Below are 21915 nucleotides of genomic sequence, written 5' to 3'. Positions count from 1 at the left end.
GCTGTCCGGCGGCGCTATCGTCCGATCGGGAAATACGTCCGGAAGAGAACGACCATGGGGGAACCGTCGTGAGCACCGAGATTCGCGCGGAAATGGTGGGGACAGTGCTGAGCGTGGCCGCGGCGGAGGGGAGCCGCGTCGCCGACGACGACACGATCGTCCTGCTCGAGTCGATGAAGATGGAGATCCCGGTCCTCGCCGAGGACAGCGGTGTCGTCGTCCGTGTCGCCGTCGCCGAGGGCGACGTCGTCACCAGCGGCGACCTCGTCGCGGTCGTCGCGCCGGCCGCCGCCTGACATTCCGGCCGGCGCGGCCCTGGCCCTGGACCGGAAGGACTCCGGCATGACCATCGAGCTCTCCACGCTCGTCCGCCGCGGCGGGACCGCCGCCACGGCCGACGGACGGCCGCGTGACCGCCGCACCGGTGCGGTCTCCCTCGATCGCCGTACCCGTGCGGAGGTCGCACCGCCCCGCACCCTGCTGGGTGTGTGGGCGCACCCGGACGACGAGGCGTTCCTGTCCTCCGGCCTGATCCTGGACGCGCGGGATCGCGGCGACCGCGTCGTCGTGGTCACCGCCACCCGCGGCGAGCTGGGTACCGACGATCCGGCGGCGTGGCCCCCCGACCGGCTCGGTGCGCACCGGGCGCGCGAGCTCGCGGCCTCACTCGCCGTGCTCGGGGTGACCGAGCACCGCTGGCTCGGCTACACCGACGGCGACTGCCCGAACGTGCCGGAGGGCGCGGCCGTCGACGCCGTCAGCGCCATCATCGACGAGACGCGGCCGGACACCATCGTGACGTTCGGGTCCGACGGCGTGACAGGCCACCTCGACCACCGGGCCGTCGGCGCCTGGACCCGGCGGGCCCGCCGCGACGCACGACCGGGCTCCACCCTGCTGCAGGCCGTGCTGCCACCGCGGTTCACCAGCCGGTTCGCCGAGATCAACGACTCGTTCGGGATCTTCATGAACAGCCCGGCGGCGCACGTGCGACCGGACGTCCACCTCCGCCTCCGTGGCGAGCGGCTGGACCGCAAGGTGGCCGCCCTGCGCGCACAGGACAGCCAGGCCCAGAGGCTTGTCGACGGCGTCGGGCTGCGGACGTTCCGCCGGTGGTGGGCGGACGAGGCATTCGTGGTCGAACCCGGTTCGGACGCCCTGGCCGCGTGATCGTGCGCTACGGCCGCGGCGTCTGAGACCCCGGCGCCGCGCACGACCGTCACGACGCTCTCGGTATCGCGGCCGCACCGCACGGCAGGGCTCGGCCCGATCTGCCGGTGCGGGGGATCGCGTCGTCGACGCTCGGGTCCTGCGCCTTCGCGTAGTGGCCCTTGATCCGATAACCGTGTCGCCGCCTCAGGGGCAGGTCCCGCCTGTCGAGAAGATAGACGCCGCTCCTCGTCGGCTCGTCATCATCGGCCACTGTCTCAGCGTTGTTCAAGGATGCAGTCGACATGGCAACCTCTGGACGGGGATCGCTCCTCGGAACCTCGTCACGAAGCGTGGCCCTCTCCATGAGAGAGGACATCGCCAACATTGACGAGCGGTGCGGGCACCCAGTCCCGAGTCGGTCACCGGTGTTGCCGGCGACCTCGTGGCCGCGCCTGCGCGATACCCCGTCGTCAAATCTGTGGACGGTGGTAACACCCTGCTCCCATCTGCCGACCCGGGAGGAGGAACGCGGAGGTCGAGGCGAGGGATGACATGACCGCACAGTGCTCCCGGTGTCATGCCCCTGGCTCGTCGACCGATCTCGACTGCCCGCGGTGCGGTGCGGCCCTCCCCCGTCCCGCTGCGGCACCCGTCGGCCGTGCGGTGATCCTCGGCCCAGCCGTCCCTGCATCGCCCGCGACCGTCGCGACGGCCAGCACCGCACCCGTCCGCCCGCCATCGGCACGGCGCCCACGTCGTCGGTCTCCCCGGACGGCCGGCCCCCTGGTGACCGGGACCGTCACCGGCCGGATCGAGGAGTCCCGTCACGTCGCCGTCCGGCATCGCATGGCGGCCGTGGTCATCACGGTCGCGGCGGTCCTCGGCGTGCTCGGGGTCGCCGTGGTCGGAGGGCCCGCGTCGCAGACCGTCGTCCTGCTGCTGGCTCTCGGCGGCGTGCTGGTCGTCGCCCGCGTCGCCTCGATCGCGCTCCGCGTCTCGGGTGGCGACGGCCCCGTCGGGGCGTACGCGTGGCGACGCCGCACGGTCGAGCTGACCGAGACGTCCGGGGCCCGGCACACATGCCACCTCGACGGCGAGCCGGTCGGAGACCCACCGCGGCGCGGGGACGTCGTCGAGGTGTACGGCCGAGCCGGTCACGACGGCACCGTCCGGGTCCGCGAAGCCGTCCGGCTCGAGGACGGCGCCGTGATCGGTGCCCGTCCGGCACCGACGGTCGTCGCCGCGCGGATCGCGGACGCGACCGCGGCGCTCATCGTCCTGACCTGCGTGGTCGTCCTGGTCGTCGACGGTCTGTCGTGACCGGATCCGTTCCCCCGTTCCTCCCCACCGAAGGCGAGTCCTGATGCCCCGACCGATCGTCCGTTCCGAGGGGCGGCTGGTGACACCGGACGCGCTGCGGAACACCCGACCGTCCACCCACACCGGTGGACGGGTTCTCACCACACCGCGCTCCGCCCGCTACCTGACCGCGATCGGGCGGCTGGACGTGTCGGCGACGCTCGGCCCGCTGGATCTCGCGGAGGTCGCCGACGCGATCGCCCGCGAGTTCGCCGACCAGTGGGCGTCGGTGCCACTCGGCTTCGTCGGGCACTGCTACCTCGGCCCGCCCTACGAGGCGCACACGCTGACGATCGACGGCCAGATCATCGAGCACTACGTGCGGGGCCAGGCACTCCCCGGCCGGCTGGAGTCGGCCCGCTCGCTGGCCCGCACCGAGCACTACCTCGTGATCGAGGTCTACCCCGACCGGCTGGTGTGCGTGCGCGCCGACGGTTCCGTCGTCTCGATGGAGGACTGAGACATGTCTGATCCTGGTGTCGCCCACGCCATCAACAGACTCTCCGGCAACATCAACGGCCTCAGCCGTGACCTCGACCAGCTGCAGCGGCTCCAGCTGGCCCTCCACCAGACCGTCGAGCAGGTCTCGGACAACCAGGACGTCACCCGCGCCGAGCTCAACGACCTCCGGCGCCTGTTCGACGAGTTCCTGCTCCGCGACGAGCTGGCGAACAACCTGCAGCTCGCGCAGTCGCAGGTGATCGCCGTCGTACAGGAGCTCGACGGCAAGTACGGGCACTTCGCCGAGGTCCGGCGCCTGGCCACCGGCACGTTGCAGGGCATGGACTCGGGCATCGTCACCCAGGAGACGATGCAGGGCACCGCCGAGGAACTGATGATCACCACGCCTCGGTACTGGCTGGCACCGGCGCTCGTCGCGCTCGCCGCCTGGATCCGCGACGACCAGCTGCTCGCCGAGCGCGCGCTCGGCGAGGCGCTGAGCCGGGACAACGACAAGACGGCGCTGTTCTTCGCGCTCGTGCTCCGCCGTCACCGGCGCGACGCGGCCACCGCGCGCTGGCTGCGGCAGTACATGGCCCGGCAGGACCCGGCCCTGCTGTCCCAGGAGTTCACGGTCGTGCTCGACGCGTCCGCCACCGGCGCGCTCGGAGCCGACGCGAAGCCGATGGTGATGAGCCACCTGCACGAGTGGTACGAGCGACTCGGAGCCGACCCGGCGATCGTCGCCGCCCAGGTCACGCGGTGGCGGCAGCTCGTCGACGGCCTGCGAGCACCCGCACCGACCGGGTACACGGTGCTGCCGGCGATCAGCCCGACGTGGCCGCTGCTGGCCGACCTCTACGCCGGGGCCACCGTGCACGGCCGCGCGGAAGCCCACTTCCGCGGGATCTTCGACCGGCCGCTGCACCGGGACCCGAACCTGGAGCGCCGGGTCGACGACATCCTGGACACGCTCGTCACGTCCTACGACGAGGAGGAGGCGCCGCTGCGCCGCCGACACGCCGAGCTGGACGCGATCATCGCGCACGACGGCGACAAGAAGGCCGCCGCGGCCACCGTTGCCGCAGCCGCACCGGTCCACGACGGGACGGTCGACTTCCTGACGTTGATCACCAACGCCGGCTTCTACCCGGACCAGGTCGGGGCCTCCGACGGCACCCAGCGCCTGGCCGTCGCGCTCGCCAAGGACTGGATCATCGAGGCGGACGGGCAGCTGGAGGCGGCCAACCTGCAGGCGATGCCGGCCGGGGTCGATCTGGCCACCGAGGGCTGGACCGGCCGGATCGACGAGCGAGCGTCCGAACAGGACCTGGTCGCCTCCCTGTCACGGCACATCGACGCCGAGACCGAGGCGCAGATCGCCGCGGTCCGGTTCGACGCCGGGCCGTTCGCGATCGCCGGGGCCGTGCTCGCGGCGATCCTGGCGGTGGTCACCGCCGCGAACGCCGGTGCGGGCGGCGCCGTGTTCTTCGTGATCGTCATGCTCGCCCTCGGTGTGTGGGCCGGCTACGGCTACTACCGGCTGCAGCCCCGCAAGGACCACATCCGGGTGCTCGGCGACCGGCGACGCGACCAGGCCTGCGCGCAGGTCAGGGGCGCGATCGCCGAGGTCGTGGACTGGCGGTCGGCCTGGGAGCAGGAGATCGCACGGGCCCACGGGTTCCGCACCTACATGTCCGCGCTGAGCCGGGACGCGTTCGTCACCGGCCACCACGACCACGCACGCGAGGGAGTCGCCTGATGTCGCAGCCCGTGCCGCCGCCTCCCGCGGGAGAGCCCGTTCTCCACCACCGTCCGTCACCACGCCCGGCGCCGGACCGGCCCGCCGACGACGGCTGGGGCGGCGGGTGGGCGTCACTGCCGGCCGAGCCCGCCGAGCCCGCCGAGGAGTCCTCGCCGCCGACGCTCCGGATCCCGGTGCAGGCACCGGCCGCTGCCCCACGGCACGAGACCCGCTCACCGGACGAGGACTCGTCCGGGCGGCCGCTCGGCATGCGGTTCCCGTCGTGGGACCTGCTGCCGCCCACCGAGTTCGTCCAGCGCCACCGGGGGCGGTGAGGTGCGGACCGCGCACGGCCCCTACGCGGAGTGGGTGAGCTGGCTCGACGCGTTCGCCCGCGGCGAGGATCTCCCGTCCCGTCACCTGACGGTCGTCGACGAGCAGCTCGGACCGCACATGGTCGGCAGGCTCCTGGACCGGCTCGCGGCCGCGTTCCGGGCCAGGGCCGACCGGTGGACCGACACGCTGCGACGGCACCTCGACGTCGGCCCGCTCGGCACCCCGACCGAGCTCGCCGCGATCCTCGTCGCCGCACGCGGCAGGCTCCGGCCACTGACGGCGCTCGCCGCCGATCCCCGGCTTCCCGAGGAGGTCCGCACGGCCCTGTCGACGGCGCTGCGGGACCTGACCGGTCAGGCGCAGGACAGCCTCGAACAGGCCGTGCGGCGCAGGCCAGGCGCCGACCGGCTGATCGCGACGGTGCGGGAGAACCGGCTGACGGCCGTCCCTCCGCCCGCACCACCCATGGCGTCGCCAGGCGCTCCGCCCCCACCCGTCGGACGACGGGTCATCCTGTAGACAGGAGTTCCTCGCAGTGCCCAACGGCGCCGAGACCGCACACAAGATCGAGTCCTTCCTGCTGGCCCGCATCCCGTTCGTCTCGGTGCGCACCGTCGAGCAGGCCCGTGTCCGCGACATGCTCGCCGCCGTCGCGGGGGCGAAGCAGCTGCAGGTCCTGGTGCACAGCCACAGCCAGGGCCTGTGCGACCTGCGCACCGGCGCCGAGGTGATCGACGACCGGTCGCTGTTCGGTGCACTGGAGTTCACCGGTCAGCAGTTCCAGGCCCGGCAGAACGTCACCGTGGTGTTCACCGACGTGCAGAACCTCGGCGACGACAACGACATGAGCCGTCGCTTCGCCGATCTCGCCGCCCTCGGGGAGCAGCGCGGCGGAACGATCGTCGTGCTCACCGCTGATCCGATCTGGCCCCGGCTGCAGCGGCTGGGCATGTCGATCACCCTGGACGTCCCCGACCTGGACGAGATGCGCGCCGAGATCCGGGGGTTTCTCGACGGCTACCGGAGCCAGATCCCGATCGAGTGGACCGAACAGGACTTCGGACTCGCCGCGTCGATCCTCAGTGGAATCACGAAGATCGAGGCGCTGAACATCCTGTCCACACTGGTCGTCCGCGGCGGGATCAGCCGGGGAGACCTCGCCGAGCTGAGCCGCGCCAAGGACTCGATCTTCAGTGATCTCAACGGGATCGAGCGGGTCACGCTGCGCGAGGGCGAGAACCAGGTCGGTGGGCTGGACGGCCTGCGCGAATGGCTGCGCAAGAAGCGCCCCCTGCTGACCATGGACCTGCGCGACCGGGGCATGCGCCCGCCTCGCGGAGTGCTGCTCATCGGCGTCCCGGGCTGCGGCAAGTCGTTGTCGGCCAAGGCGATCGCCGCCAACTGGCAGCTCCCCCTGTACCGGCTGGACATGGCGTCCATCTTCGGTCAGTACGTCGGCCAGTCGGAGGGCCGCCTGAAGGAGGCGCTGAGCACGGCCGACACCGTCTCCCCCTGTGTGCTGTGGATCGACGAGATCGAGAAGGGCCTGGCCGGCTCCGGCAGCGACTCCACCGGCGTGACGACGCGGCTGGTCGGCCAGTTCCTCTACTGGCTGCAGGAGTCCGAGGCGCGGGTCTTCGTCGTCGCCACCGCGAACGACGTCCGGTCACTGCCGCAGGAGCTGCTGCGCAGCGGCCGGTTCGACGACATGTTCTTCGTCGACCTGCCCGACGCCGTGGAACGACGCGACATCATCGGCATGTACCTGCGCCGCTACCTGCGCGTCCCCGTGCCACCGGACGTCGTCGAGCAGCTCGTCGAGATGAGCGAGGGCTTCGCGGGGTCGGACCTGGAGTCCGCGGTCAAGGAGATCGGCCACGAGGCGATGCGGATCGGCGACCCGCACGTCACCGACGAGTTCATGCGCGACGCGTTCCGCAACGTCGTCCCGCTGTCCGTCTCGGCGCCCGAACGGATCGCCGAGATCCGCGCGTTCGGCGACCGGGCCATCCCGGCGTCCGGTCGGCCGGTGGCCGTGCCGGAGCACGGACGCCCCCGGCCGCGACGGGTCGTGCTGGGCTGAGGGAGGTCAGCAGGCCTGCTTGGTCGTCGTGCCCTTGGGTGCGGTGCCGATCGTCCCGGCCGACGGCAGCCCGGTGATCGGCCACCGGCTCGACCAGCAGATCTTCCCGACCGAGAGGTCGGACGGCGCGTCCGCGACGTCCTGCTGGCTGGTGAACCGCAGCCCGACGGTCGCGGCGCCGCTGCCGTCGTCGGAGATCGAGGTGACGTGGACGTCGCCGTCGCGGGTGCTCCGGTAGTCCGACCGCCACCGGTCCGCCGTCTGGTCGGCGGCACGCCGTGACGACACCGTGCTGGTCCACGTCGGGTAGTCCAGCGTGTTGATCGAGGTGAAGTGCCGGTCCAGGAGGTCGGCGACCGGCTGGGCCAGCGGGTTCGAGGCGGCTGCCGCGTCGACCTGGACCAGTCCCGAGCCGGACCGCACGGTCGGGTCGGGGGCGGCCTGGGTGGATGCCGGGGCGGGCGCGACCGACGCCGGGCTGACCGGGTCCTGTCCGACGGACGCCGCGTCCGCGGCCGGTCCCGGGACGCGGTTCATCGCCCACACCACACCGGATCCGGCGACGAGGAGCGCGACCGCGCACGTGATGCCGACGGCGATCAGCCTCGTCCGGCTCCACTCACCTGCGGCAGCAGGGGTCGCCGGAGCAGGCGGGACCGTGGGCGGCGGAGTCGCGTGGGTCCGGTCCGGTCCGGTCCACTGAGGAGGGACGGTGGGCCGTTGACGGGTCTCGGTGAAGGGGGACGACAGGGGGTGGGACGGGGTCGCCGGCCCGTAGAGGTCGCCCCCGAGCGTGCCTGCGTACGGGTTGCCGGTTGCCGGTCCGCCGAACATGGCGGGACCGTCGGGTGCCCCGGGGGCGGGAGCCCATCCGGGGGCGGCCGCGGTGTCCGGGGCAGGCAGCGCCGCCACGCCGGCCGCGACCGTCCCCGGCGACGCACCCGGCACCTCCGGGCTCGACCACGGCGCGCCCTGCGCCTGCTGGCCTGACCACGGCGAGGCGGCGGGCCCCTCCGGGCCGGACCACGGCGACGCACCCGGCATGTCAGGGCCGGTCGACGGCGGCCCGGCCGGCGTCGCCGCGTCGGGCTCCGCGGTGGGCGCGTCGAGCGGACCGGGTGGAGTCACCTCGCCCGGACGCCGCACGGGCCCCCAGAGCGGCCGGTCGGGTCGTGCGGCCCGTGTGGGGTGGTCGCTCACGTCGTCGTCCTCTCCCGCCGGCTGTCGGCGGCTCTTCCGCGATCTCGGGACCCGGAACGCGCTCGTTACGACGAACGCGACACCGGGTCGCCGAACGGTGGACCGGGCGGGGCCGAGCGCCTCTCGAGCCAGGCGACACCGGACGCCGTCACCTCCCGCAGGGCCGACCGCTCGTCGAGGAAACCGCCGACCGCACCGAGACCCGGCACCTTCCCGAGCCGGCTGCGCCGGGCCGGTTCCGGGCGGTCCGTCAGCTCCGTGCGAAGGGTGAGCAGGGAGCGTCCGAGCCTCCACGCGATCTCGGTGAACGCCGTGACCCGGGCAGCGCCCGTGCCGTCGAGCCGGCGTGCGACGTCGGCGAGGGTCCCCGGATCGGGCTCCGTCGCGGAGGCGGGCGGTGTCCGTCCGAACAGGACGTCGGCCAGGAGGGCGACCAGCTCGTCACGGTCGGCCACACCGAACTCGGCGGCGACCGCGCAGAGCACGAACGCCTGCCCGGCCATCGACACGGCGGGCCGGAGGCTGGCGTGCTCCGCGACGGGGCCGCTCGAGGAGGCCGCCGCCACCGCGGCCGCCACCACCGCACCCATCCGCTCCGACCACCACGCGGCCCGGTGGTGCGGGCCGGCCGCGGCCCAGTCGGGAGTGCCCGGTCCGGACGAGCCGACGAGCTTGCCCGCACCGCGGCGGACCCGCCCGAGGGCAGCACCACCGATCGTCGCTGGACCGTCGGCGGGCGCCGGGTCCTCGACCGCCGACGAGCCGTCCGGGACCCAGGCGCGCACGGCGTCGAGGACCGGCGCGCTGCCGACGACCACACCGCCGAGCACGGCCGCCAACACGCGGTCCGGGTCCTCGGACCGCGCTTCGGCCCGGGTCGTCGGTCGCGCGGCCACGGGACGGGCCACCGGCGGCGGGAATGACCCGGAGTCCGGCGGCACGGCCTGCGCCGCCCGGGAACCGGTCGTGGGCTGCACGACGGTCGACCGTGCTGGCCTGCTCTCCGGCCACGGCGGGGCGGCCGCAGGCGCGGGGTCGACGGCGGTCGCGGCGGATGCCTGCGCTGTCCGTGGCGCCGGGACCGCGACCGGGAACGGCGCGCCGTCCAGTACCCGCGCCGCCCGCTCGTCGACGCCGGCGGCCAGAAGATCCCCCACGGCTGACCGGAGGAGCAGGGCGGAGCGACGGATCTCGGGGGCGAACCGGTGCCCGGCACCGGCAGCGCTCTCCAGGAAGTCGAGCGAACCGTCCATCAGGGTGCGGCAGTCCGCGCGTCGTCCGGAGTCGGCGGCGGCGCCTGCCGTGCGGACGCGGGCCGACCAGTACAGGAGCTCGTCCGCGGCGGAGTCGGCGAGGCCGTGGGCCAGGCATCCGTTCACGATCCCGGCCTGCAGCGACCCGGCGGTGGCCTCGGAGACCTGGCCGAGCACGTCGCGGGCCCGGAGCCGGGCGCGCTCCGCCGCGGCGGCGTCGGCTCTGCGCAACGCATCGGCGTGTTCCCAGCCGGCCAGAGCGCCGACCCACACCTCCCGGACGGCCGGGGCGGACCCGGCGACGGCAGCCCGCAGGAACGGGCCGCGAGCGTCGTGCGCCCACGGCTCGGCGAACGTCGGGTCGGTCGCGGTTCCGCACCCCGGGCACGGGTGCGGCCACCGCTGCGGGACGTCGGGGCCGCCGCGCCCGCAGTCGCGGTTCGGGCAGCCCCACCCGTCGACGACGGCGTCGGGCGGAGCGGTGTAGCCGAAGCTGGTGGTCGGGACGGTGGTCGTGGCCGGGGCGATCCGGGCGACCGGGTTCACGGGCGGAACCACCGCCGCTCCGGCCCGCGCGATCGGACTCGCCGGCGGGACCGACCCGGCCCGCGCGGTCTGGCTCGCCACCGCCGGTCGCGGGGGTGCCGGCTGGGCGGCCGCGGCGGCCGCGGTCTCCCGACGACTGCGCTCCTCCGCCTTCTCGTTGAACACCACCCGCGGCTCGGGGCGGCCCCTGGCGAGCCATACGGCCAGCGTGACGGGCCAGGCCATCGAGCAGGCCGTCGCCGTCGCGATCCACACCGGACCGAACCCGTCGGGACCGAAGACCTTCAGCCGTAGCCAGACGCCGGTCCCGGCGCGGGCCCGGATCACCGTGCCCGAGACCAGGATCCCGATGAGGTACACGCCGACCAGGACGGGGCCGAGGGCGTCCACGGGCACGACCTTTCGCGAGAGGGGCACGTCCCGGACCTCGTCGGCTCGTCGGTGATCGGCGTTACACGACGCATCGATCGTTCGGGTGGGGGTAACGCCGCGAGCTGCGACTCCGACTCACCGGCGCACGGCAGAAACGCAGGGAGGCCGCACGGGGATGGATCGGACCCTGGACCCGACCGCGGGTCCGTCCGCCGACGAGCTGGCCCGGCTGGGCTCGCGGTTGATCGAGCGGGCGATCGAGGCGTACGTCGCGCCGACGGACGCCCGCGACATGCTCGACGAGGCGGTCGACGCCCTGCGAGCCGCCGTGGCCGCGACGCTTCCCGACGATCCCGCGATCGTTCCCCGGCACCGTGATCTCGGCTGCGCGCTGGACCTGCGCGCCGAGCTGACCGGGAACACGGACGATCTCACCGAGGCGGTCGGGTGGACCCGCCGGGCATGGCGGGGCGCGCCCCATCCGGACGTCGACCGCGGCGGCCTCGCGATCGACCTCGGGATGGTGCTGCTCCGCGACGCCGAGGCGCGGGACGTGTCCCCGGTACCCGCGCTGGAGGCCGAGGCGGCGCGCGCCTCGGACCCGCGGGCGTACGCGGTCCTGTCCATGTTCGCCGGGACCGCCCGCCTCCTGGAGACCGATCCGGAGGAAACCGCCCTGTTCACCGGTCACCTGACCGAGCTGGCGAACGGGCTGACGGACGTCCCCGACATGGTTCCGCTACTCGGCGACGCACTGACGACCGTCTGCCGGGCGGCCACGATGACCGGGCACCTGGACCTGGCGGCCGACGCGCTCGACCGGCTCCGGGCGCTGCCGGATCCCGGTGTCGAACCGGCCGACATGGATCTGCTGGAGGCCGGGCTCGTCGAAGCCCGCATGTGGCGCGACGAGGACCCCGCGGCCGCGGCCCGGGTGATCGGACTGCTGCGGCGCGTCCGCGCCGAGCGGCCCGACGACCTCGACGTCTCCGACGAGCTCGCCGAATGGCTCGTGATGCAGGCCGAGCTGACCGACGATCCGTCCGGGATCGCCGAGGCCCTCGCGCTTCTCGGCGACCCGCTCGCGCGGCCCGGCGACGAACGCGTCGAGATGTGGCACAAGACGGGGAACGCGCACCTGCTCCGCTGGCGGCTGGCCGGCTCGGACGACGACCGCGACCGCGCCGACGGGTGCTTCGCCGCGATGCTGTCGGCCGGCCCGGTCGATCCCGGGACGGCGCTGGCCGGCCTCGCCTACCGGCTCGAGCTCGTCGAGGACCGGGCCCGGCGCACACGGGACTCGGCACTGCGGCCGATGGCAGCCACCCTGCTCGACGACGCGAACGCCGCCCTGGAGCGGGCCGTCGCGTCCGGCGAACCCGACGCGGCAGCCGTCGCCCTGACGGCGATGCCCGCGGTCGCGCTCGATCTCTGGTTCGCGGGTGAGGGCTCGATCCACATCGACCGCATCCGCAGGCTCATCGCGCTGGCCGCCGCACACCCCGAGCCGCCGCCGGAGTGGCACACCCGGCTCGGGATCGCCCGTGTCGCCGTCGCCGACCACGACGCCGTCGTCAGCGGCCGGCCCGCCGACGGGAACGCGGTGCTGACAGCGATCCGGGACAGCGATCATTCCGACGAGGTCGGGCCGCTGATGGCTCCGCTCTTCGCGGTGCACGCCATGACGGACGCGTTCCGGACCGCTGATCTGGCTCAGCTGAACTCGGCCATCACGGTGGTGGAGCAGCATGGTCCCGACGGGCGGGCCTTCGCCCGGCTGGCCCGGTTGTTCGCCGCCGTGATCGAGGGAACCGACCTCGAGACGTTGCGCACCGCCGTCGCCGAGGCGCAGGAGGAGATCGACGGGAGCGGCTCGGGCAACGATCCGCTCCGGGCGATGCTGGACTGGCTCGGCGAGATGCTCGCGGGCCGCGCCCCGGCCGGCCCGCCCGCGGTCGCCGGTGACAGCGACGTGCCGGGACCGTTCCAGGAGGCGATGGGGTCGATCGCCCGGATCATGGACCTGACCGCCCGCATGCGGACCGCCCCCGACCACGACGCCCGGCGCCTCCTGGCCGAGATGGCCGCCATGGTCGAGGCGGACGCGAACGGACCACTGCGGCACAACGGCCTACGTCCCGCGTGCACGACCCAGCTGAGTCTGATGTGGACCGATCGGGCGCGGGCGGTACCGACCGACCGCGAGGCCGTCGAGAATGCCGTGCTGTGGTCGGACCGGACGCTCGCCGAGCTGCCGGGCCCGGAGCACCCTCGGTGGGGCCCGAGCAGCAGTACCGCCGCGGAGGCCCGCCGACTACGTGACGCACCGGGTGACCGGGCGGCGTCGCGGCGACTCGGCGCGGACGCGCTGCGCGGACGGACGCGGCTCGTGCTCGGTCAGTCCGGGAGCGACGAGGCGGTACGCGTCGCGCGGTCGGCGGCGGCGGACGCGATGGCCCTCGCACGGCAGTGCGCCGGAGACGGTGCAGCGGATGATCTCGTCGCCGCCCTGGAGGCCGGACGTGGTCTCGTCCTGCACGCCGCACTGACCACGCGCGACGTCGCCACCCGGCTACGGGCACAGGGCCGGACGGAGCTCGCCGACGAGTGGGAGCGCAGCGGAGGCCGCGACCTGCTGGACGCCGAGGTGCCCGCTCTGGCCGGCTCGGGGCTGAGCGGGGACCTCTGGCGGCGGGTCCTGGACGCGCTCGCCGACGACCCGGCAGGCCTCCTCGACCCCCCGTCGCTCCCGGAGATCCGGTCGGCGTTGCGCGTCCAGGGGTCGGACGCACTGGTCTACCTGCTCCCCGGCGATGGGGACGAGCCCGGTCTGGCGGTCGTCGTGCCTGCCGGGGCCGAGGTCGAGGTGCTGGCACTGCCCGGGCTGCGGGACGAGCCGAACGGCGCGATCGACCGCTACGCAGAGGCCTACCAGCGCGCCCATCGAGAGGGCGGCGACCGGGCGATCTGGAGCTCCGAGCTCGGCGACCTGACCGGTTGGGCGTGGGAGACCGTTGTCGCGGCACTGCTCCCGGCCGTCCGGGCACACGCCGTCGACCCCGGACTCCCCCGGATCGTCCTCGTGCCGGTCGGCCGTGCCGCGCTCGTCCCCTGGCACGCGGCACGCCCACGCGGCGGGGATCCGGTCGAGACGCTGGCGGTGCGAGCAGTCGTGTCCCACACGCCGTCGGGCCGGCTGCTCTGCCGCTCCGTGGGTCGATCCCGTGCGGTGGACGGACGGGCCCTCGTTCTCGGCGCTCCGGCCGGCAGCGGTCTGAGCAAGGCCCTCGAGGAGGCGCACGCACTCCACCGTCGGTACTACCCGGACGGCGACTACCTCGGCCCCGGTTCACCGGGGATACACGCGGCCGGGCCGGGCGACCGTGACGACGTACTCGACCGTCTCGCCGGAGACCGATCACATTCGGTCGTCCACCTCGCGTGCCACGGGAATGCCGAACCCGACGATCCCGCCCGCTCGGCCCTCGAGCTGGCCGACGGTGCGTTGACCGTCGCCGACCTGCTGGAACGACGTCCGACCGCGCCGCTGACGCTGGACACCGTGGTGCTCGCGGCGTGCTCGACGAACGTCGGCGGCGCCGACTACGACGAGGCGTTCAGCCTCGCCACGGCGTTCCTCGCGGCCGGGGCACGATCCGCCGTCGGGTCGCTGTGGGCCGTACCGGACAGCTTCACCTCGGGCCTGATGATCCGCCTGCACCACTACCTGAGGGTCGAGGGACTCCCACCGGCCGAGGCGTTGCACCGGGCCAGGGCATGGGCGGTCGATCCGGCCGCGCGGACGACCGCACCCGAACTGGAGCTGCAGCGTTCGCCCAGGGACGACCCGCTGGCGTGGGCGGGCTTCGTCCACCTCGGCGCCTGAGTGATCGCGGAACCGTCGTGGCGGATCAGGGGCGGCGGAACAGCGTCACACACACTCCCACGACCGCACCGACCCCGGCCGCGGCCCAGGTCACGCCCACCGGGCCTTCCTGGGCCCACGACTGGACGAGCCATCCCGCCGTCGCGCCGACAAGTCCCGCTGCCACGATCAGCGCCCAGCCCACAGCCCGCGACGTGGTCGAGATCCGCACCACGATCATGGACATGAGCAGGGCGAACGCGCCGAGCAGGGCGATCATGGCCGGAACCGCCGCCGGTGGGAGCGGGGGTGTGTAGCCGAACGCCTGGATCGCGGCCAGCGCCATCAGGATCGCACCGACCAGCCCGGTGAGCGTCAGGTTGAACCGTTCCTGGCGACGCTGCTGGAGCTCGCGACGCCTCTGCAGTCGCTCCTGGGCCCGCTGCAGTCCACGCTCCACGAACCGCTCACCGAGACCGGCCACGCTCCGCAGCCGTTCGAGCGCTGTGTCCACATAGGTCAGGTCGTTGTCGAGTTGCCGCTCGAGCCACTCGGCGAGGCGGCGGTCGTCGTCGAAGGGACCGGCCACGGCCGGGCCGAGGTGGAGGACCATGTTGCGACGGGCGATCGTCACGTTCCGAGCGCCCTCCCGCAGCCGGGTGGCTCGGGTGACGAGCTCCGGCCCGGTGGACGTCAGCTCCGTCAGCGCGGTCAGGGCAGGATCGACGTCGGCGGTGATCGGACCCCGGACGAGGGCCAGTACGCGCTCACAGCGCCGGTCGGCCTCGTCGAGCGACGTCCCACCGTCGCGACGGCCTCGGAGCCGGTACTCGTGACGCAGTGTCGCCGCCTGGAGGAGGTAACGCCCGAGCGGCGTCGGGTACGGACCGCGGGTCCAGGTCCAGGCACTCAGCTGAGGATCGCGGTCGTGCGCGGCGACGACGACGAGCCGGCGGTGTGTCCGGCCGTCCGGATCGTGCGGCGGCGGGCCGGCAGGCGGCGCCTCCCACACCGCGAACGAGCCGAGCTGGGCATCCGTCCAGGCGATGCCGGTGTCGGCCCAGGCTCCGTCGATCCCGGTGGCGGCCCGAACGGCGTCGGAGAGCTCGACCGGGTCGGGCGCGACACCCGGACGGTCCGTCCGCGCCTGGAGGATCCGGACGGAACCGATCACGGCGTCGCCCCGCGGCCCGTCGAAGCGATCCCAGTCGGATTCGAGGTCGGGCCAGGTGCCCGGCTCCCCCGGCGCGACGGCGCGGACGGTCGCGAGCCAGATCATGTCGTTCTCGCGCCGGAGCAGTGCCTGGTGGACGGCCGGACCCGACGCCTTGGCCGCGGCCAGGACTCCGTCGGGGCCCGGGCGCGCGCCTTCGAGAACCTCGGTCGGATGGTGGCCGATCGCCGTCCTGCGGTCCAGCGTCCCGTCCAGGCCCGCCCACAGCCGCGTCGCACGATCCTGATCCGCCGCCGCGTCCCCGGTCGCTGCCACGAAGACGTGGGTGACCAGCTCGAAGCCCTCCAACGCGGGCGACGTCGGCACCGGCTAGCCCTCGTCCGTCTCGGCGCTCTCCACGATGCCGGACAGCCGGCCGATCTCCACCCGGACGGTCTCGGGGGCCGTGACGACCGGCTGCTCGTCGGCGCCGACCGCCCGCACCGGGCCCGCCAGTTCGAGCGCGTACACGGCCCTGCGGAACGCGTCGACGTCCCCGGCCCGCGCGGCGTCGCCCATCGTCGACAGGGCACCCGCCACGGCTCCCCACCGTGGCCCGCCGAGAGACCAGCTCGCCGCGTCCTTCAGCACGTCGATCGCGTCGGCGCGCAGGTCCTCGTCGAGCACCAGCCGATGATCGGGCATGCGCGGCACAGTAGCGGGCCGTCACCCGTTCCCGACCACGGCCCGCATTCGACGGCTCGTGCGGGGACCCTCCCCGACCTCCCGTGACATCGTCCTGTCCGACCCCGGCTCACGGAGAGGACCGCATGCCTGGATTCGATCTGCGGATGGCGGTCCTGCACGTCGACAGGACCACCGACCTCCCGCTGGAGTACACCTACGAGACCGAGGAGAACGTGTTCCGCACGGTGGGGTTCGTTCGGCTCGGTGGCCACATGGTCGCGTTCGTGGAGCACGCCGGCCGGGACACACCCGACGAGCGGGACCGGTTCCTGCTGAAGGTCCTGCGCTCCGTCCTCATCCCGGCGGACGCGGCCCGTCGGATCGTGCTCGATGCCGACCATCTCCCGGACACCGGGCCCGCGACCGCCGCGTCGCGCAGGCGCCACGAGGAGCGGGACGGAACCCACCTGGCCCCGTGGGGGCTCCTCGCCGGCCTGGTCGTCGGGCTCGCCGTCGGTGGGCTGCTCGCCGGCTGGAACGGTGCCGTGATCGGGGCGTTCGTCGGCGCGTCCACGTTCCCCGACCTCCTGGTGGCCGCCTGGCAGGTGGCGCACCGGAACAGCACGGGCTACGTCGAGGTCCACGACTCGTGGGCGATCGTCATGGTCGCGGCCGGATCCGTCGTGGGCGGCGTCGTCGGGTACCTGCTCGGGCCGCCCGGTTTCGGTCAGGCGTGTGGGGTGTTCCTCGGCATGACGGCTGCCGCGTTCGTGCTCGGCCTGATCGCGACGACGTTCAGCATGGCGCCGTTCCGGCTGCGCTCGATGATGTGGCTCGGACCGCTGATCGTCGGGGCCGCCGTCTGGCTCGCCGCCCTCGTATGGAGCCATCCGGTCTCCCTCGTGCTCGGAGTCGTCGTGGGGAGCCTGGTGGCTCGCATCCCGGCACGTCGGATCGCGGAGTCCGTACCGTGACGCGTCCGCACGTCACCCGGGGCCGGAGGGATCCGCATCGTTGACGATCTCCTGAAGCACAACCAGCGCGCGCGCCGCGCGCTCTGGCTGATGGAGCGTGCCGGGCGCCGTCGCGGCACACGCCCGCTGAGGAAGGCGATCCGGGCGTTCGACGAGGTCCTCGACGTCATGTCACCCGACCATCCCGACCGGCCGTCCTGCCTGGCGAACCTCGCAGTAGGCCACGTGCTCCTGTTCCGGCGGACCGGCGACGCCGACGTCGTCGACGACCTGGTGCGGGTCCAGGGATCACTCGTCGACGCCGTGACGGAGCAGCACCCCGAGCGAGCGCGGTACCGGGGCAACCTGCGGACGTTCCTGGTCGACCTGGCACGGAACAGCCCTGGGCCCGGGCTTCTCGCACGTGCGACCCCGCTGGCCCGCGAAGCCGTCGTCGATCCGTCGCCGGCGGCCGTCACCGCCTTCCGTGAGGTGCTCTCCCTGTGCCTGGGTGAGCTGTCCAGGAGCACGGGTGATCCGGACGTCCTGGCCGAGCTCGTCGCGCTGGATCGCCGCCGGGTGGCCGAGACGGCGGTCGACGATCCGGACCTCGGCGCTCTGCTCTCCGACCTCGGCGCGGGCCTGCGCGACCTCGCCCTGGCCACGAACCGGCCCGAGCTGCTGGACGAGGCCGTCGCGACCGGACGCCGCGCGGTCGCGGTCTGTCCGCCCGGTCACGATCACGAGGCGGCCTGCCTGCGGAGTCTCGGCAACTCGGTGCACGCACGGTACGGCGTACTGGACCGGTCGATCGCGGCACTGGAGGAGTCGGCCGCACTCGGACGCCGGGCCGTCGCCGTGGCCGACAGGTCCCAACGGTCCTCCTGCCTGACCGCTCTCGGGCTGGCCCTGCGCTCGCAGTACCAGGCGACCGCCGACCTCGAACTGCTCCGCGAGGCGGTGCACGTCTGCCGTGACGCGGTGTCGGCGTCCGGGCCGGATCCGGTCGACCGGGCGCCGTGCCTGGTGAATCTGAGCGTCGCCGAGATGGAGCTGTTCAAGCGGACCGGTCGTCCCGGGTCGATCGACGCGGCGGTCCGTGCCTGCGACGAGGCCGTCCGCCTGAGCGTCCCGGGCAGCGCCCATCACGCGGCCCGGCTGGGCAACCTCGCCAACGCGCTGCAGATCGCGTCACTGAGCGGGCCGGTGCCTGCCGACGCCGAGCAGGCTCCGCCGGACCCGGCCCCGTTCCGGGAGGCGGTCCGGGTGGCCAGGACGGCGGCGGAGGCCACCGCCCCGGGGAGCGGACCCGTCGGCGGCCGGCTGAGCAATCTCAGCCTGATCGCGCGAACCCTGTACGAGGTCACCGGCGACGAGACCGCGTTGGAGGAGGCCGTGCGGGCCGGGCGCCGGGCCGTCGCCGTCGCACCGGTCGGATCCGAGGTGCGTGAACTGGCCGTGCTGTCGCTGATCCGCGCACTCGCGCCGGTCCGCGACCCGGGCATCGTGGACGAGATCCGGGCGCACTGCACCGAGCTGGACGACGACGGCGTCGCGCCCCGGACCCGTGTCGTCGCGCACCTCTTCCTGGGCAGGGCGGCCATGGCGGCGGAGAAGCGGCGGCCGGACGTCGCACTGGCCGCGTACGAGTACGCCGTCACCCGGCTTCCCGGGATCGCGCCCCGCCGCCTCCGGCGCGCGGACCGTGAACACGGACTCGGCGAGCTCGCCGGACTCCCGGCGGAGGCGGCGTCGGTCGCGCTGGAGGCCGGCCGCCCCGAGCACGCGGTCCAGCTCCTGGAGCACTCACGCGGTGTGCTGCTCCGCGAGGCCCTCGACGGCCGACGTGAGCTCGACCTGCTCCGGGAGGCCGACCCCGCACTGGCGGAGGAGTTCGAGCTCCTGCGGGACCTGCTCGGCGCGTCCGACCTGGCCGGCCTCGATCTCTACGAGAGCGGGCAGGGTGCCGCTCCCCCGCACGACGGCAGGAGGGACCGTCACCTGGAGGTCGTCGCGCGGTGGGAGGCACTGATCGACCGGATCCGGACCCGGGCCGGGCTGGAGGAGTTCCTCCGTCCGGCGGAGATCGGCCCGTGGACGTCCTCGCCCGTCGACGAGCCGATCGTGGTCGTCACCGCCGGCCCGCACCGGTGCGACGCCCTCCTCGTGGTCGGCGACGAGCCGGTCCGGACCGTCCGGCTCGACTGCACCTACGACGAGCTCCGCATTCGCGCCGACGCCTTCCGCCTGCCGGCTGGCACGGACGTCGAACGACGCATGCTCGACGACCTGGCCTGGCTGTGGGACCACGTCACCGGTCCGGTCCTCGCGGAGCTGGACCTGAGCCCGCCGGTCCGTCCCGGACGGTCCGATCTTCCGGCGATCCGGTGGTGCCCGGTCGGGATCGCGTCCTTCCTCCCGCTCCATGCCGCCGGGCACCACCGCCGCCCGGGTACCGGACCGTCCGTCATGGATCACGTCGTCTCCTCCTACACGCCGACGATCGACGCGCTCCGGTCCGGACGAGCGGCGGGGACCGGCCACCGGGCCTCCACGGGCGAGGACGTCCTGGCGGTCGAGATGAGCACGACCCCGGGGGCGACCGCCCTCCCCGGCGCGCGCGCCGAGATCGAGCGGATCACCGACATCCTCCCGGCGGCGACCGTCCTCTCCGGACCGGACGCCACCCGCGAGGCCGTCCTCGACGCGCTGGCCACCCACCGGTTCGCGCACTTCGCCTGTCACGCGACATACGACCCGGTCACCCCCGCCCTCAGCCGGCTGGTACTCCACGACCACCGGACGGCACCGCTGACCGTCGCCGACCTCGCCGCGCTGTCCCTCCCGGACGCCGGGCTGGCGTTCCTGTCGGCGTGCTCCACCGCCACGTCGAGCGACCGCCTCGCGGACGAGGCGGTGCACATCGCGACGGCGTTCCGGATCGCCGGGTTCCACCAGGTCGTCGGGACGCTCTGGCCGGTCGCCGACACGGCGGCACGGCGGATCGCGCAGGGCTTCTACGCCGAGCTGGCGTCGACGACCGACGCCGACCCCGCCGCGCGGGCCCTCCACCGCGCCGTGCTCGCGCTGCGCTCGGACCAGCCGACCGCCCCGTCCCGGTGGGCGGCGCACGTCCTCGTCGGCTGACTTGACTGACGAGTCGACTCCTGATTCGCTCGCGGGGGTTCGAGGAGGAACAGCGTGCAGGGTGGCATCGGGGACTGGATCGTGCGCCGGGCACGGCGCAAGCCGACCGCGACGGCCCTCGTCGACGGGGACACCGGCAGGCGGATGTCCTACGACGAGCTCGAGCGCTCCTCAGCGGCCACGGCCCACGCGCTGCACGACCTCGGGATCCGGCGCGGTGACCGGGTCGTCGTCCTGATGGAGAACTCGATCGGCTTCATGCAGGTCGTGTTCGCGGTGGCGAACCTCGGTGCGGTGTCCGTCCCGGTCAACGTCCGGCTGGGCGCGTCCGAGATCGGCTACATCCTGTCCGACTCGGGCGCGACGGCGATCGCCGTCTCGGAGCGCTTCCGCACGCTCGCCGACGCCGCACTCGGCACCGGAGGCCACGGCGTGCGGCACGTCCTCGTCGACGGGCCGCCCGAGCCGACCGGGGGCGTCCCGACGACCGAGCTGACGGCCTCGGCCGCCGGTCCGTCGCTGCGGCCGCCCGACGGCGCGATCCGCGACGACGACCTCTGCATGATCATGTACACGTCCGGGACCACCGGACGCCCGAAGGGCGCGATGCTGACCCACGGGAACATGCTGTGGAACGCGATCAACTGCACGACGATCGGCACCGGCCTGTCCGGGGCGTCGGTCACCCTCGCCGTCGCCCCGATGTTCCACATCGGAGCGCTCGGCAACTCCGTCCTGCCGTTCCTCTACGCCGGGGCCACGGTCGTCACCGTGCGCGCGTTCGAGCCGCGCCGGACGCTCGAGCTGCTCGCCGAGCACCGGGTGACGTCGCAGTTCATGGTGCCCGCGATGTGGGCGGCCCTGTCCCAGGTACCGGACTTCGACTCCGTCGACGTCTCGAGCATGCAGTTCGTGCTGTGCGGCGGCGCTCCGTGCCCGCTCCCGGTGATCGACTTCTACCGGTCCCGCGGCTGGCGCTTCCTCGAGGGCTTCGGCATGACCGAGACCGCGCCGTGCGCGCTGCTGCTGGACGCGGACTTCGTCGTCTCGCACGCGGGATCCGTCGGGCGGCCGTTCATGCACGTCGACGTCCGGCTCGTCGACGACGAGGACCACGACGTGCCCGTCGGCGAGGTCGGCGAGCTCGTCCTGCGCGGCCCGAACGTGTTCGCCGGCTACTGGGGAAGGCCCGCCGACACCGCGGAGGCCATGCGCGGCGGCTGGTTCCACAGCGGGGACCTGGGCCGGTCGGACGCGGACGGGTTCGTCACGCTCGTCGACCGTAAGAAGGACATGGTCATCTCCGGCGGGGAGAACATCTATCCGATCGAGGTGGAGCAGGTCCTGTTCGGACACCCGGCCGTGCTGGACGTGGCCGTGATCGGTACACCCGACGAGCGATGGGGCGAGTCCGTCCTCGCCGTCGTCGTGCTGCGGCCGGGCACGGACGCAGCACCCGCGGACCTGATCGACCACGCCCGTGGCCGGATCGCGCACTACAAGTGCCCGCGACGCGTGGAGTTCGTCGACGAGCTCCCGCGCACCGCCACCGGCAAGGTGCTCAAGCGCGACCTGCGCGAGCGGTACGCGGGCGCCGCGGAGAGCGTGCACCGCTGAGCCGGAA

16 protein-coding genes are annotated in these 21915 nt (G+C 73.8%); 12 read left to right on the top strand and 4 right to left on the bottom strand.

Translation table 11 applies throughout. The features are described 5' to 3' along the window. The first annotated feature begins 68 nt into the window (after positions 1–68). The 8 genes from EV378_RS31110 to EV378_RS31075 all read left to right on the top strand — a co-directional run bounded on the left by EV378_RS31110 (position 69) and on the right by EV378_RS31075 (position 7115). A complete protein-coding gene (locus tag EV378_RS31110; protein ID WP_132431019.1) occupies positions 69–296 on the top strand; it encodes a biotin/lipoyl-binding carrier protein in 228 nt (75 codons plus the stop codon). Positions 297–342: 46 nt separating this feature from the next. After that, positions 343–1170: a PIG-L deacetylase family protein gene (locus EV378_RS31105; protein WP_132431017.1), complete on the top strand. Its 828-nt coding sequence runs from the start codon at positions 343–345 to the stop codon at positions 1168–1170. A gap of 768 nt (positions 1171–1938) precedes the next feature. Further along, positions 1939–2472 (top strand): hypothetical protein, encoded by a 534-nt coding sequence (locus EV378_RS31100; protein WP_132431015.1) that lies wholly within the window; start codon positions 1939–1941, stop codon positions 2470–2472. 43 nt (positions 2473–2515) lie between these two features. After that, positions 2516–2971 carry a hypothetical protein gene (locus tag EV378_RS31095; RefSeq protein ID WP_132431013.1) on the top strand — a complete coding sequence of 152 codons (456 nt, stop codon included), beginning with the start codon at positions 2516–2518 and terminating at the stop codon, positions 2969–2971. Between the two features lie 3 nt (positions 2972–2974). Beyond that, positions 2975–4714: a hypothetical protein gene (locus EV378_RS31090; protein ID WP_132431011.1), complete on the top strand. Its 1740-nt coding sequence runs from the start codon at positions 2975–2977 to the stop codon at positions 4712–4714. Then, positions 4714–5031 (top strand): hypothetical protein, encoded by a 318-nt coding sequence (locus EV378_RS31085; RefSeq protein ID WP_132431009.1) that lies wholly within the window; start codon positions 4714–4716, stop codon positions 5029–5031. Before EV378_RS31090 ends, EV378_RS31085 begins: the two co-directional genes overlap by 1 nt. A gap of 1 nt (position 5032) precedes the next feature. Next, a complete protein-coding gene (locus EV378_RS31080) occupies positions 5033–5551 on the top strand; it encodes a hypothetical protein (RefSeq protein ID WP_132431007.1) in 519 nt (172 codons plus the stop codon). A gap of 16 nt (positions 5552–5567) precedes the next feature. Then, complete coding sequence (locus EV378_RS31075; protein ID WP_132431005.1) at positions 5568–7115, top strand: AAA family ATPase; 1548 nt, start codon at positions 5568–5570, stop codon at positions 7113–7115. A gap of 6 nt (positions 7116–7121) precedes the next feature. Here EV378_RS31075 and EV378_RS31070 read toward each other — a convergent pair whose 3' ends face one another. Continuing rightward, on the bottom strand, positions 7122–8315 hold the full coding sequence (locus tag EV378_RS31070) for a hypothetical protein (protein ID WP_132431003.1): 1194 nt from the start codon (positions 8313–8315) through the stop codon (positions 7122–7124). Positions 8316–8380: 65 nt separating this feature from the next. Further along, a complete protein-coding gene (locus EV378_RS31065) occupies positions 8381–10531 on the bottom strand; it encodes a hypothetical protein (protein WP_132431001.1) in 2151 nt (716 codons plus the stop codon). Positions 10532–10661: 130 nt separating this feature from the next. On the opposite strand from EV378_RS31065, the gene EV378_RS31060 reads away from it, so the two are divergent. Continuing rightward, entirely contained in the window at positions 10662–14372 is a 3711-nt protein-coding gene (locus tag EV378_RS31060; RefSeq protein WP_132430999.1) for a CHAT domain-containing protein, read from the top strand. Positions 14373–14397: 25 nt separating this feature from the next. On the opposite strand, the gene EV378_RS31055 is transcribed toward EV378_RS31060, so the two are convergent. Further along, positions 14398–15891, bottom strand: a complete 1494-nt coding sequence (locus tag EV378_RS31055; protein WP_132430997.1) for a CATRA conflict system CASPASE/TPR repeat-associated protein — start codon at positions 15889–15891, stop codon at positions 14398–14400. A gap of 3 nt (positions 15892–15894) precedes the next feature. Continuing rightward, complete coding sequence (locus EV378_RS31050) at positions 15895–16209, bottom strand: CATRA system-associated protein (protein WP_132430995.1); 315 nt, start codon at positions 16207–16209, stop codon at positions 15895–15897. A gap of 125 nt (positions 16210–16334) precedes the next feature. On the opposite strand from EV378_RS31050, the gene EV378_RS31045 reads away from it, so the two are divergent. The 3 genes from EV378_RS31045 (at position 16335) to EV378_RS31035 (ending at position 21908) form a co-directional block, all read left to right on the top strand. After that, entirely contained in the window at positions 16335–17165 is an 831-nt protein-coding gene (locus tag EV378_RS31045) for a hypothetical protein (RefSeq protein ID WP_132430993.1), read from the top strand. Positions 17166–17255: 90 nt separating this feature from the next. Continuing rightward, entirely contained in the window at positions 17256–20291 is a 3036-nt protein-coding gene (locus EV378_RS31040; protein ID WP_132430991.1) for a CHAT domain-containing protein, read from the top strand. Positions 20292–20345: 54 nt separating this feature from the next. Next, positions 20346–21908 (top strand): acyl-CoA synthetase, encoded by a 1563-nt coding sequence (locus tag EV378_RS31035; protein ID WP_132430989.1) that lies wholly within the window; start codon positions 20346–20348, stop codon positions 21906–21908. The last annotated feature ends 7 nt before the right edge of the window (positions 21909–21915 follow it).

It is taken from the genome of Pseudonocardia endophytica (assembly GCF_004339565.1).
Classification (GTDB): Bacteria; Actinomycetota; Actinomycetes; order Mycobacteriales; family Pseudonocardiaceae; genus Pseudonocardia; species Pseudonocardia endophytica.
This window is presented reverse-complemented; position numbering and strand designations above follow the sequence as displayed.

What these genes read in the sequence shown, in the direction of transcription:
- EV378_RS31095 (WP_132431013.1), top strand. Translation starts at nt 2,516, where the DNA reads ATGCCCCGACCGATCGTCCGTTCCGAGGGGCGGCTGGTGACACCGGAC.
- EV378_RS31090 (WP_132431011.1), top strand. Translation starts at nt 2,975, where the DNA reads ATGTCTGATCCTGGTGTCGCCCACGCCATCAACAGACTCTCCGGCAAC.
- EV378_RS31105 (WP_132431017.1), top strand. Translation starts at nt 343, where the DNA reads ATGACCATCGAGCTCTCCACGCTCGTCCGCCGCGGCGGGACCGCCGCC.
- EV378_RS31040 (WP_132430991.1), top strand. Translation starts at nt 17,256, where the DNA reads ATGGAGCGTGCCGGGCGCCGTCGCGGCACACGCCCGCTGAGGAAGGCG.
- EV378_RS31045 (WP_132430993.1), top strand. Translation starts at nt 16,335, where the DNA reads ATGCCTGGATTCGATCTGCGGATGGCGGTCCTGCACGTCGACAGGACC.
- EV378_RS31060 (WP_132430999.1), top strand. Translation starts at nt 10,662, where the DNA reads ATGGATCGGACCCTGGACCCGACCGCGGGTCCGTCCGCCGACGAGCTG.
- EV378_RS31085 (WP_132431009.1), top strand. Translation starts at nt 4,714, where the DNA reads ATGTCGCAGCCCGTGCCGCCGCCTCCCGCGGGAGAGCCCGTTCTCCAC.
- EV378_RS31050 (WP_132430995.1), bottom strand. Translation starts at nt 16,209, where the DNA reads ATGCCCGATCATCGGCTGGTGCTCGACGAGGACCTGCGCGCCGACGCG.